Source organism: Acinetobacter sp. PW68, assembly GCF_020982655.1.
In the GTDB taxonomy this organism is placed as follows: Bacteria; Pseudomonadota; Gammaproteobacteria; order Pseudomonadales; family Moraxellaceae; genus Acinetobacter; species Acinetobacter towneri_A.
Genome location: NZ_JAHZSX010000001.1, coordinates 1,914,951 through 1,927,807 on the forward strand (window position 1 = coordinate 1,914,951; position 12,857 = coordinate 1,927,807).

13 protein-coding genes are annotated in these 12,857 nt (G+C 38.9%); 4 read left to right on the forward strand and 9 right to left on the reverse strand.

Annotated elements, in window-relative coordinates:
• Positions 1-96: 96 nt before the first annotated feature.
• Entirely contained in the window at positions 97-1,425 is a 1,329-nt protein-coding gene (locus K1T76_RS09135) for a hemolysin family protein (RefSeq protein ID WP_230245180.1), read from the forward strand.
• A gap of 134 nt (positions 1,426-1,559) precedes the next feature.
• Here K1T76_RS09135 and K1T76_RS09140 read toward each other — a convergent pair whose 3' ends face one another.
• A complete protein-coding gene (locus K1T76_RS09140) occupies positions 1,560-2,066 on the reverse strand; it encodes a hypothetical protein (RefSeq protein ID WP_230245181.1) in 507 nt (168 codons plus the stop codon).
• Positions 2,067-2,435: 369 nt separating this feature from the next.
• On the reverse strand, positions 2,436-3,428 hold the full coding sequence (locus tag K1T76_RS09145; protein WP_230245182.1) for an NAD(P)H-quinone oxidoreductase: 993 nt from the start codon (positions 3,426-3,428) through the stop codon (positions 2,436-2,438).
• A gap of 153 nt (positions 3,429-3,581) precedes the next feature.
• Here K1T76_RS09145 and K1T76_RS09150 point away from each other — a divergent pair, with 153 nt between their 5' ends.
• The gene (locus K1T76_RS09150) at positions 3,582-3,845 is read left to right on the forward strand and encodes a thioredoxin family protein (RefSeq protein WP_230245183.1); all 264 of its coding nucleotides are present in this window, start codon (positions 3,582-3,584) and stop codon (positions 3,843-3,845) included.
• Between the two features lie 81 nt (positions 3,846-3,926).
• Here the strand turns inward: K1T76_RS09150 and K1T76_RS09155 are convergent, their stop codons facing one another.
• The 4 genes from K1T76_RS09155 to K1T76_RS09170 form a co-directional block, all read right to left on the reverse strand.
• Positions 3,927-5,768 (reverse strand): diguanylate cyclase domain-containing protein, encoded by a 1,842-nt coding sequence (locus tag K1T76_RS09155; RefSeq protein WP_442780677.1) that lies wholly within the window; start codon positions 5,766-5,768, stop codon positions 3,927-3,929.
• A 161-nt stretch (positions 5,769-5,929) separates the two neighbouring features.
• Positions 5,930-6,271, reverse strand: a complete 342-nt coding sequence (locus K1T76_RS09160) for an FKBP-type peptidyl-prolyl cis-trans isomerase (protein WP_004977304.1) — start codon at positions 6,269-6,271, stop codon at positions 5,930-5,932.
• Positions 6,272-6,329: 58 nt separating this feature from the next.
• The gene (locus tag K1T76_RS09165; RefSeq protein ID WP_230245185.1) at positions 6,330-6,860 is read right to left on the reverse strand and encodes a YaeQ family protein; all 531 of its coding nucleotides are present in this window, start codon (positions 6,858-6,860) and stop codon (positions 6,330-6,332) included.
• Between the two features lie 92 nt (positions 6,861-6,952).
• Positions 6,953-7,975 carry a CobW family GTP-binding protein gene (locus K1T76_RS09170; protein WP_230245186.1) on the reverse strand — a complete coding sequence of 341 codons (1,023 nt, stop codon included), beginning with the start codon at positions 7,973-7,975 and terminating at the stop codon, positions 6,953-6,955.
• Positions 7,976-8,493: 518 nt separating this feature from the next.
• On the opposite strand from K1T76_RS09170, the gene K1T76_RS09175 reads away from it, so the two are divergent.
• Positions 8,494-8,706: a hypothetical protein gene (locus tag K1T76_RS09175; RefSeq protein WP_070152569.1), complete on the forward strand. Its 213-nt coding sequence runs from the start codon at positions 8,494-8,496 to the stop codon at positions 8,704-8,706.
• A gap of 185 nt (positions 8,707-8,891) precedes the next feature.
• On the opposite strand, the gene K1T76_RS09180 is transcribed toward K1T76_RS09175, so the two are convergent.
• From K1T76_RS09180 to K1T76_RS09190, 3 genes are all read right to left on the reverse strand, one after another.
• Positions 8,892-9,413: an acyl-CoA thioesterase gene (locus tag K1T76_RS09180; RefSeq protein ID WP_230245187.1), complete on the reverse strand. Its 522-nt coding sequence runs from the start codon at positions 9,411-9,413 to the stop codon at positions 8,892-8,894.
• A gap of 356 nt (positions 9,414-9,769) precedes the next feature.
• The gene (locus tag K1T76_RS09185; protein ID WP_165492551.1) at positions 9,770-9,940 is read right to left on the reverse strand and encodes a hypothetical protein; all 171 of its coding nucleotides are present in this window, start codon (positions 9,938-9,940) and stop codon (positions 9,770-9,772) included.
• Positions 9,941-10,295: 355 nt separating this feature from the next.
• Positions 10,296-11,270, reverse strand: coding sequence for a patatin-like phospholipase family protein (locus K1T76_RS09190; protein WP_162164697.1), 975 nt, complete (start codon positions 11,268-11,270; stop codon positions 10,296-10,298).
• Positions 11,271-11,540: 270 nt separating this feature from the next.
• On the opposite strand from K1T76_RS09190, the gene chrA reads away from it, so the two are divergent.
• Positions 11,541-12,767 (forward strand): chromate efflux transporter, encoded by a 1,227-nt coding sequence (chrA, locus tag K1T76_RS09195; protein ID WP_230245188.1) that lies wholly within the window; start codon positions 11,541-11,543, stop codon positions 12,765-12,767.
• Positions 12,768-12,857 lie beyond the last annotated feature (90 nt).

Below are 12,857 nucleotides of genomic sequence, written 5' to 3' on the forward strand. Positions count from 1 at the left end.
AGATGAGGAATATTTTGATATTCCTCCTTGTTTAATCATGGTTGAATAAAGATTCAAATTGTTATATTTAAAATAATATAATCCACAGGTGGATTCGTGAGCCTCTTCCAAAATATTGTTATTATCTTCATCCTCATTGTCGGAGCTGGTTTTTTATCGCTCACTGAAATTGCATTGGCTGGTGCACGTAAAGTTAAACTGAAAATTCTAGCCGAATCAGGCGATGAACGTGCTCAAAAAGTTTTAGACCTGCAAGAAAATTCAGCTGACTTTTTTGCTGCCTCCCAAATTGGCTTAAATGCAGTTGCCATTTTAGGTGGTATTTTAGGTGAAGGTGCTTTTCGTCCTTATTTCTACAATCTTGTAGTACGCTTTTATCAAGGGCCATGGGCTGAAACGCTTAGTTTTGCCTTGTCATTTACCTTAGTGACTTCCCTATTTATTTTATTTGCTGACCTGATGCCTAAGCGTTTGGCAATGATTGCCCCTGAAAAAATTGCAATATCGGTGATCAACCCGATTCAAATTTTTATTCGGGTATGCAAGCCTTTGGCATGGATGATTAATGCGATTGCCAATGTGTTGTTCCGCTTATTTAAAGTCAATACCACGCGCGAAGACAATATTACGTTTGATGATATCTCTGCAGTCATGGATGCAGGTGCTCAAGCAGGTGTTTTACAAAAGCAGGAACATCACTTTATCGAAAATGTGTTTGAACTTGAAGAACGTAACGTACCTTCGAGTATGACCACACGTGAAAATGTGGTGTTTTTTACTCTAAAGGAATCAGAAGCCAGTATTCGTCAAAAGCTTGCAGAATATCCTTATTCGAAATTTTTAGTCTGTAGTGAAAATATTGATGATGTAATCGGCTATGTTGATGCCAAAGATATTTTGGTCAGAATCCTGAATAATCAATCTTTACTACAACTGAATGAAAGCACCATCCGTAATGTATTAACCATTCCAGATACACTCACGCTGTCTGAAGTGTTAGATCGTTTCCGCTCGACCAAAGAAAAATTTGCCGTAGTGATTAATGAATATGCATTGGTTGTAGGCGTAATTACCCTGTCTGACATTATGATTACTGTGATGGGCGATTGGGTAACACCTATTGAAGAAGATCAGCAAATCATTAAACGTGATAACCATTCTTGGTTAATTGATGGCAGTACGCCAATTGAAGACATTAAACACGCGCTGCAAATTGATGAAATGCCAGATGATGAAAATTATGAAACCATTGCAGGTTTTATGATGTATAAGCTACGTAAAATCCCGCGTCCTGCCGATTCTGTACATTTTGATGGTTATAAATTTGAAGTAGTCGATGTCGATCATTTTAAAATTGACCAACTTTTAGTGACACGAATTGTAGAAACACCGGAAATACAAAACAACACTGAAGCAGATGGATAGTGAGATTCACTCTATTCGTATGGACTTGATCTGTATCCACATTTTCTAGCATTTACAAAAAAGCACTACATCAAAATAAGCGGTGCTTTTTTCAAATCTTAACTGATACATCTAAAATTCAGCTGAGTATTTATTTAATATTTACTGATCAATTCATCTAATACCGCTTGATAGTGTATCGCAATATCTTCAGCTAAAATTTTATAGACATTGTCGAATTGCACCATCGGCCAACCCTCCTTCCAGAAAGGAAAAATATTGTGCAAATCATGCGTCACCACAGCATCTTCACGCATAATTGCTTGTGCAACCTGAGCCAATACTTGCGCGGTTTCTGCACCATCGATGGCTAAATAATCAATTCCACGTGCTTTTAAAATACGTACACGGTCTTTTTTATAACGGATTTTTTTCATTTGCGCTTCGTTTAACTGCAAAGCCAAACTTACCGCTTCTACGAATTTGCTTTCGAATGACTGATTCAATGCCACCAACGCTGCTTTATGCGCTTCCTGACGACCTGCTTTCCCACCATTACGGATAATTTCTTTTGCCTCTGTGTCTAACTCATCGCTTTTCATAGACTGCAAAATGTCGAGTATTTCGATATCACTTAATGATTCAGGAGATTGGTCAATCATGTACTGTCCTTGGACAAAAATAGCAAAACGCTATTTTCGCATAATTTAGCTAAAAGCTCGACACATTCCGAAGCAATTGTTCACACCCTGCTGTGCTGTACCTATTACAGTGCAGCAGTTTAAAATCTATCTTTCAGTTTTGATCGGCTTTGTTGCACAAAGATTTCATAACTATATGATTTTAAATGTTTTGATTATTTCTTATCCAAAATTAAATTTATTTAAATCTGATGCTTACATATTTATGCAACAAAGCCAAATAATTGCTAAAACTGATTCAAAATTTTTTTTAAATTCTCTATAAAATACGCATAAAAAAACTGACACTCAGTCAGTTTTTTTTGCATGTTGATTTTAAATTTGGAGTCTTTAAATCACTTCCACCACTACTTTACCCACGTGCTCGCCTGTATCCATTTCGGCATGTGCCTGTTGAATTTGATCAAACTTAAAGGTTTTATAAATCATAGGCAGACATTCACCTTTTGCTAACAATGGCCAAACGATCTCTTGCAACCCTTTGGCAATTTCAGCTTTTTCTGCAGTATTGCGGGCGCGCATGGTCGAACCTGTAATAGTAAGACGCTTCATCATGATTTGACCAAGTTTCACCTCTTTGGCTTTTGCACCCCCTAAAAATGCGATATACACCAAGCGACCATCACGGCGTAATAAATTTAAATTACGTTCCAAATACGGTGCACCAACAATATCTAAAATGATATCGACCCCAGCATTGTCTGTCGCTGCGTTAATCACTTGTTCAAAATCTTGTGTTTTGTAATTAATGGCTGTGGTGAGATGTGAAATTGCTTTTACTTTTTCATCTGAACCTACAGTTGCAAAAGTTTTTAAACCTAAGGCATTACACAGCATTAAAGCAGTTGTACCAATGCCACTGGTGCCACCATGAATTAATGCCGTTTCGCCCGCTTTGGCTTTGCCCATTTGGAACACGTTGGCCCACACAGTAAAAAATGTTTCAGGTATCGCTGCGGCTTGCACAAAGCTGACACCTGTTGGAATCGTCAAAGTCTGGCTTTCAGGTACAACACAATATTCTGCATAACCACCACCATTGGTTAAGCCGCACACAGCATCACCAACTTTAAATTGGCTGACATCTGCACCCACAGCAACCACTTCACCTGCTACTTCTAAGCCTGGCACTGGCGTCACACCTTTAGGCATAGGATACAGACCCTGACGCTGTAAAATATCAGGACGATTCAAACCAAAAGCATGTACTTTGACCAAAACCTCATTGGCTTGTGGTTCAGGTATTGCAACCGTTTCATAGGCTAATTTTTCTGGTCCACCTGGTTCTGTAATAATAATCTGCTGCATTGTGTTTTGTGTCATGGCAAATCCCTGATTGTTTGAAATGGAGATGAATTTTTACTATTTGAACATATAACAGCAAAGCATTAAAACCCAGATCAACTTAGGTATAATTCTCGTACCGTGTTGTTTTCATGCGTGATTCAATTTTCATTTATGATTAAAGCGTGTTTGATGTCAGAAATTGTAGAACACAACGAAAATAATTACCGTGAATTTGAATATGAAACAGGCGTTGCGGTGATTCGTTTTTATGCGACGTGGTGTACGTCTTGTGTTAAAAATGCCCCATTTTTTGAGCAGCTCGCCCAACTTTTTGATGCTTCGGTAAAGTTTGGCAAAGTGAACGTTAATCAATCTTCAATTTTGACTTTGCGTTATCAAGTCTTTGGTTTACTCACCACCTTAATTTTTAAAGATGAGCGAATTGTTGAATGACTATCGGGCAATGTTTCTGTCGCACAACTTCAAAAAAAAATTCAAAGTTATCTTTAACTCATGTAGAGTCGCTACAACAGATTAAGTCTGAATGACCACCTGATCACGTCCTGCCTGTTTGGCTTGATATAAATGCGCATCTGCGGCTTTCATAAAATCATCCACGTGCGTATATGCTTGCTCTCGAGTCATCCATGCTACACCCATACTTAAAGTCACATATTGTTTATGGTCTTCTCGTGCCACATGCTCAAAAGCTGCATCACGCACAGCCTGCAAGACTTTTTGCATGAGTGGTGCAATTGCAGGGTGTGGAATATCGTGCAGTAAAATGGCAAACTCTTCGCCACCATAACGTGCCACAAACGCATTTTTAGGCAAAGTGTTTTGTAAAACCTTAACTAAGTTTTGCAGAATTTGATCACCTTTTAAGTGCCCATAATGATCATTGTATTTTTTAAAATAATCGACATCGAGCATCGCAAAAACCAAAATATGTCGCTTATTTTGCAAGGTTTCAAAATACAAACGCTGAATTTCTTCATTTAATGCACGGCGGTTATACGCCTCCGTTAATGCATCAGTATTAATCTGTATTTCCAGTTTTTCATTCAAAAGACTGAGTTGTTCAGTGCGTTCCTGCACTTTTAAATCTAACGAGTTGTTTAAATGAATCAGCTTTTGGTTCAAGCGTTCAATGCGCAAGTTATGGTAGGCATAATTTCGTGCCTGCTGAAACATAATGAGCAATGCATAAATACTGGTCGAAATAAATGATAAATGAATGGAATTGACCAGATTCAGCATTAATAAAAAATCATGAATAAATGTGCCACACAGAATAATTACTGCCCAAAAATTGATTTTGGAATAATGCTCTCCTGAACGCAGAGTTTGATAAAACCCATAGGCAAAATTTGCCAAAACCAGCACAAAGAAAAAAGAACTATAAAATGCCAACTGCTGAAAAATAGTGGGTTCTGCCCACAGCGTCACCCCAATATTAAAGCTCAATAACAGCATTGCCGCGCTATATACCCAACGATGCAAATAGCGCGAACTGAGCAAAAACATATAACTCAGGAAAAATAAAATCGCTAAAAAACTAAATAAATATTCGAGTCTTATTCCCCAAGACCAACTTAAATTCAGGAAAGTGGTATAGGCATAGGGTGCAGAAAATAAATTGTGTAATGCCAGAAAAACAATAAAAATGCCGAAAATAAAAATACGCTTGATCTTTCCACCATTTGCAAGACTAAATGCCGAAAACATCAAGGTAAACAAACCAATACCAAGTACTGCCCCACAAATCATGGCAATACTCATCATCAAACGCTGATACTGTTGATTGATGGTGCGACTTAAACCAATTTTCATTGGATTTTTTAAACCACCTTGCAAGCTCTGAAAGCTAGACGCTTGAATGGTCAGGGTAAAATATTCACTTTCAGGAACAAAATATGCAATTCGTGGGGCTTTTTCGGTTTGGTGACTACTCGCATCTGCACCGACTGTGCCAACACGCACCAGTGGATCGCCATTTAAAAATACCCGATAGGCGCCATATTGGTTGGGAATCCAAATCGCAATACGTCTGCCTAGAAATTCTTTTGGAATTTGAAAGTGCCCAATAAAAGTGCCGTAAGTATTGGCATTGCCCATTAAATCTTCAAATGAAGCAGGCAATTCAACGGTATTCGATGCCAGTACCGCACTGGGTTCTTGAATCAATTGTTGCGGATAAAACAACCATCGCCCAGTCAAAATACTCGATTGATCTTCAGTAAATTGAACAGAATTGAGCAGTTGTTGATGTAGATAGTAAGATTCAGGTGCAGACTCATACTGTGCCAACACACACGGTGGGGTGAGTACACTACACAGTAAAATCAAGAATAATAATGCACACTTGTGCCACATCCGAGTGAAATTCAAAAATGCAAAAACCCTATTGTGCTTGTTTTTTAATCTAATCGTTCTTGCGCTAAATTTAAAGTAAAAAATTAAGTCATTCATGTTAGACCCTACTGACATCGGATGAATGACTTAAGTTCTAGCTGTATGGCTAAATTAAAAAGTGTTTATTGATCGCGTGTTTTCACATCATACAATTCAATTTCAAAAATCAAATTAGAATTAGCAGGAATGATATTGCCCATTTTGCGCTCACCATAAGCCAAATGCGCAGGTACGATCAGTTTGCGTTTACCACCCACTTTCATCCCCATGATGCCTTGATCCCAGCCTTTAATGACACGACCTGTACCAATCACGGTTTCAAAATAGTTACCACGGTCTAAGGATGAATCAAACTTGGTGCCATCTTCCAACCAGCCTGTGTAATGCGTAGTAATTAAAGCGCCTTTAACCGCTTCTTTCCCCTCACCCACCACCAAATCAATAATTTCTAATTCTGCACTCATGTTCATCTCCAAATATTTACACTTCGATGTTTAAGATAATTTCCAGCTCGTGCAAGTGTTATTGCAACTGTGTCCACTCAATCTGAGCCTGCGCCTGATCGCCAATCAATGCCCATTCGCCATCCATTACATTCAACTGCAATTGCATGGTACGTTCGCATAAAGCTTGAACGGCTTCGGTACTCGCTGGCGATAGTTGCCACACTTCAGCATTATTTAAAGTTTTGATTTTACTGTTACGTTTGTACCATTCATCTACCGATGAACCATATGCAATAATCGCAACTTGCTTACAACGCGAACTGGCTTTTTTGACTTTGTCTTCATCTGGGCAACCGACTTCAATCCACTTAATTAACTGCCCTGTTAAGTCTTTTTCCCACAAAGCAGGCTCATCGGTTTCAAACAAATCTTTGGTAAATTCCAAAGCTTCATCTGCATAACGTGCGAATGCCAAAATACGCACCATCAATCGCTCAATAGTTTCAGAAGGATGCAATGCCATGGTGAGCTGATAGTCACCGTATTGATGCACATCCATATTGGCAATGTTCAAATCTGCCTTATAAATTGTCGCTTTCAGCGCCATTGTCTATTCCTAAAACTATGTTTAAATTTGCCACTAAGCATAATGGATTTTCTGTGATTTTGCTGTATCGTTTGCCCGATAACGTATAGATTTCAGTCTAGAACCGCAGCAGCATCGACCCGATACGCCAATAGTTCAGCCTCAAATTTTTCCCAATCACGCTCGCTTTGATAAATAATTTCCAACCGATTGTCTATGCCTTCATCGGTAGATTGATAATTAAATTGCTGCGGATTGAAGTTGAAAATTTTCCAACCCTGATTGGTATAAAAAATTCCTTTAATACGCAGCCAATCTTGCTGTTCACAGAGTAAATCTAGAAGTGGATAAAAATCGAATTGCCAGCGTTTAGGGAATTTCCAGCCCGCTACCGAATAACCCTGAGCAGTTTCTACATAATGATATGGCAACTGTTTAATTTCTGGTTCAGACGTATTTGCAGCTGGAATCAGCGTTTTTTGTAATTTTAATAAAGGCTGAATTTTACGCTGTGTGCCGACATACAGCGTATCAATTTCAATCAAAGCCAGATTACCCTGTTCCGCTTTCAACCATTTTTGCGCATAGGCTTGATATTCGTGTTGCAACTGCACCAGCGCCTGCTCATCTGCCACCTGCATTTGATCTGCATGTGACACCACAATAATTTGTGCAGCTTTGAGCTGATCGGCATACAAGTTTTGCTGCGTCCACGCCTGATCATGCAAACGCGAACCATCGACCACCGTAACCAAGGCACGCATCGATAAATGGGTATGCCAATGTGGTTCAGTCAATTGTTCCACGAGTTGCGCAGGATGCCCCAAACCTGTCGGTTCAATGAATAAACGGTCAGGCTTCGCTTCAGACAATAAACGCGACAAGGCAATTTGCATAGGCAACTGACTGCTACAACATAAGCAGCCGCCCAATAATTCTTTGACCTGATAGCCTTGTTGCTGAGGTAAAAGTTGTTGATCGACACCGATTTGTCCAAATTCATTCATCAGCACCGCCCAGACTTCATGTTCAGGTTTTTGGATGAGTAACTGTTTCAATAATGTGGTTTTTCCTGCACCGAGAAAACCAGAAATAATATGCGTCGGGACTGCTTTTTGTGGTGCAATTAATTTCAAAATAAGCTCACTTTATTGAGTTTCAAACAACTCAAGCATGCTAAGCAAGTTTAGCGATGAGATCAATCTGAATCTAAACACACACAAATTTATCCAATTGTTGATATTCATTGATGTCGTGACTTGAAAAATTTTCTTACATTTATTGCGTAATGATTTGCCACTTGTTTTAGCAGATTCACCAAGTTTTAGTCGCTTGATGTTATGTTTTATTGCTAACCCTGCAGTTTTCTTGCATAAAATACAGTCATTTTCGCTAAATTTGGCTACTTTTATTTAACAAAAATTACCAAAATTAAACCTGTTCATCATCATTGTGCGATTCAAGTAACCATCTTTGTTTTGCTTTGTTGCAAGCATTGATCCTACACCAAGGCTATTAGGATGAGTTCCTGTTCAGCTCGTTCAAATCAGGTGATGACTGACTTGAACACTTTAGCCGCATTAAGTTTTTTTATTTCATGCTTTTGCTGAACATTTTGATCATTCGTGAAAACTTTAAATAAGGATGCCAAACCATGAAATTGACACAAATTTTACTCACTTCAACTTTTGCTTTTGCCACTGCAACCACTTTTGCAGCACAGGCTGAATCGAAAGTTCAAGAACAGGAAAAAGTGATTGTTTCAACGCAGGAAACTGTGGCTGGACCTGCTTCAGAACAAGCTGCTGCACAACCTGCATCTGAAGCTAGCACTGAAACACCAGCAGCATCGACCCAACAACCTTAAAAAAAGCGATACATTTTAAAATGTAAATTAAATACAAAAACTGAGTTTTAAGCCACTCTCTCGGTTTACTCAGTTTTTGTTTATCTGCATAACTAATCAATATTGCCTTGGACAAAATTAAAAAATAGGCACAAAAAAACCTGTATGCAATTGCAAACAGGTTTTCAGCTGAATTTGATGAAAACTTAGATTTGTTCAGTTTTCTTATAAATACTGCAAGATGGATGATGATTTTCTTGCAAACGTGCAACTTTACGCTGCTCTGCTGCTTCAAAACGGCAACGCTTCCAATCGTTGTCTAATTTCAACGCAGGGATTTGTTTAGGTTTACCATTTTCATCGACTGCAACCATAGTGAAGTAACAGCTGTTGGTGTGGCGCACGGTACGCTTTTGAATATTTTGTGCTTCTACACGAATCCCAATTTCCATTGAAGTACGACCCACATGGTTCACACTAGCAAGGAAAGTCACCAATTCACCCACATGAATCGGCTCTTTAAAGTTCACTTTATCAACCGAAAGGGTCACCACATAACTACCCGAATAGCGGCTTGCACATGCATACGCCACTTGGTCTAATAGTTTTAAAATTGTTCCACCATGTACATTCCCTGAGAAATTTGCCATGTCGGGTGTCATTAACACGGTCATGGTTAATTCTGACTGGTCATCTAACACTGGGGCAATTTGATCTAATGGTGACATCGCGTTCTCTAGACTCTTTTAAAGACAGTAAGATATGAGCCTATTATTATATCGCGTTTATAAAAGTTTGAATGTTCATTTCGGCAACAACTGCATCATTATTATTTATATTGTTTATGATAACATTTATTTAAAATTATAAGACTAACACTAAGACTCCCAAGCTGTTATTTTTTAATCCATTTCTAATTTTTTAGAATATTTGTTCAAATTGAATATTACGTGAATCCCCCTGATTCAAGTGTTCAAAAAACAATCTAAAATCTTTTATTCAATGGATTATTCAAGCAAATTTCGGCGAATTTACACAAAAAAAGTTCAATTTCCCCGTAAATTTTCAAACTTCGCTGCGACATTTAAGCCAAGCGCAGCATTTCCTGCGACACATTGCTATAAGTCAAAGTTTGTTCAGTACTCAGTGCAGCTTCAATCACATAAGAACCATCTGGATTAATCATCGTCACTGTAAAAATAACTTGCTCCATAGTAGCAAGTTTCACCTGCTGTCCAATTTCAAAGCCGTGCATGAAGTATCCCCTCGATTTTTTATAAAGTTTTAAAGTCCTGAAGCACAAAAGTTAGGCCGTCTTGCAAGCATGTTCAATTGGTAAACTGCTTAAAAAACTAATTCAGTAAATGCTGCATAGAATAAATGGAAACAGTGCGAAAGAACACGCTAAAAAATTGATTTTAAGTCTAAATACCTCATCTCAGTATTTAGATATCTTTAGGGTATCTTTATTTTTAAACTATAATATCAAATACTTACAAAGAATAAATCTAAGCAATCTAACATTAAAGTTATTTTTATCAAGCACCTAATTAGACTTAAGTTAAATCTGTTGATTTCATTGAATTGACCTAAATGAAGGATCTGGACAGCTATTTAAACTGTCCATAAAGCCCAAAAGTATTACTCACTTTATAGTCTACAATTCTATGTCCATGCGCATAATGATGCTGTTGATAGACCTGATCAATTTTATTTAATTGCGCTGCGGTTGCTTCTGCACCTGCCAGCATAGTCGCTTCGCGCCCTTTTACATCAAAAATATGGGCTTTTTCACGTAAATCGGGTTGAATGACCACATCTGCCAGTTTCAATTCTTCATTGGCCAAATGCTTTTGCATAATATTAATATTTTGGTTAAACAATCCCCACACATTACTGGTTTCAGTATGAATAGGCTGCGCCAAAATATTCACGGCAATCACAATATCTGCCCCTAAATCGCGTGCAACCTTGACAGGTACAGGGCTCACTAAACCACCATCGACATATTCATGTTCTGCAATTTTAGTAGGTACAAACATACTTGGGATAGACACTGACGCACGCACTGCCTGCCCCGTATTGCCATAATTAAATACGACTTTTTTGCCTTCTTTTAATTCAGTCGCCACCACGTACATCGGGATTTTAAATTGCTCCAAACGGAGTTGATCGACTTGTGCATTGACATAATTTTCAACTTTTTTACCATCAAAAAAGCCTTTTAAATCTAAAGTCACATCCCGCACATCATTGGCTTTCATATTCATGGCAATTTCACGTAATTGCTGTGCATTTTTACCACTGGCATAAATTGAACCGACAATGCTGCCTGCGCTGCTGCCCACAATAAAATCAGGATGAATACCGTATTGCTCAAGTACTTCAATCACCCCAATATGTGCATAACCACGTGCGCCACCACTGCCCAAAACCAAGGCGACAACTGGACGTTTTTTTTGTTGTTTTAACTGACGAAAATCAATTTGATTCAGGCGCGACTCTGCTTCAACCACGGGCTGCGACTCACGCAAAGTTTGAGTCGAAAATTGCTGCTGCGATGGCACCACCTGACATCCCACCATCAGTAATGCTGTAAGAGATACATACCCAATTTTCATAATGACCTTCTTGAATCCATAGGTTTCAGTCGATATTTCACCATCAATCGTGTCAAGGTTGATCAGCCTACTTGATACAGCAACCCTCTTAACGTCAACAGTTATGCTCTCTGTTTTTACCTTGCATGAGCGCCCATAGTCTATCTATTATTTTAACCGATCCTTGTAGTAATTCGTTAAACTGTCACGTCTAGCGACTACAGTGGCGCACAAGTCGAATCTGTCTAAAATTATATGCCAACACCTTCTTATTCCTTATTATTCTGGATTTTTCTGCAATTAGGCTGTCTGTCTTTTGGTGGGCCTGCAGCGCATTTGGTGTTTTTCCATCAGCGTTTTGTGCAACAACTCAAATGGCTAGATGAATCCCAGTATTCACAAATTGTCGCACTTGCACAACTCTTACCTGGCCCAACTAGTAGTCAGGTGGGGTTAGCGATTGGTTATTTGCAAAAAGGCTATTGGGGTGCAGTCCTAGCTTGGTTGGGTTTCACCCTACCTTCAGCGTTGTTTATGGCTTTGGTTGCAGTTTTGGGACATCAATATTTAGATGTACTGTCGTCAAATAGCTTTCACAGTATTCAACTGATCGTATTGGCCGTGGTGGCTTGGGCATTTTGGCAAATGTTGCGTAGTTTTTGTAAAACGGTTTGGCAATATGCCTTAATGTTTGCTTCTGCCCTATTTATTTATCTGATGCCCTTGAGCTTCAATCAAGTTTTAGTGATTCTGATTGCAGCTTGTTTTGGCATTTGGATGGCGAAACGCGCAGCACCAACTGCTGCACAATCATCCATCAATACACGGGCGACAGATACGCATTTTACTGCGGCACATTTACTCAAACATCGTCGTTATGCTGTATTTTGGGCAGTACTTTTTGTTGCACCCTTTATTGTGCTGTCAGGTCTAAACTGGCTACAACCTCATTTACTCTATGCAGCTAATTTAAGTTTCTATCAAGCCGCATCTTTGGTCTTTGGCGGTGGGCATGTCATTTTGCCTTTATTGCATCAAGATTTTGTTAGCACAGGCTTAGTCAGTGCAGAACAGTTCGATTTGGGTTATGCCATGGCGCAATTGGTGCCTGGCCCACTGTTCAGCTTTGCAACATATTTGGGCAGTTTGATTCCAATGACAGAATCTATGCTGCTGAATGCGACTTTAGCCACGTTGGCGGTTTTTCTGCCATCTTTCTTTTTGGTATTTTCGACTTTGCCTTATTGGTCTTGGTTGATGCAGCAAGCCTATATTCGTCATGCGGTTACAGGGATTAATGCAGCGGTAGTCGGATTGCTGCTGTATATGGTGCTCGAAATGGCACAGCGTTATATTTTGAGTATTGTTGATCTGCTGTTTATTGTTTTGGTGATTGGATTATTAAAATCCAAACTACCTGTTTGGCTCAGTTTAATTGGTAGTTTTCTGGTCTATACAGCATTCTTGCATTTCATGGCTTAAATTAAAAATGCTATAGATCAAATAAAATGCCAGTTCAATTGAACTGACATTTTTTGTGGATGATTAAATCAATCCTTCATGCTTTGGAGC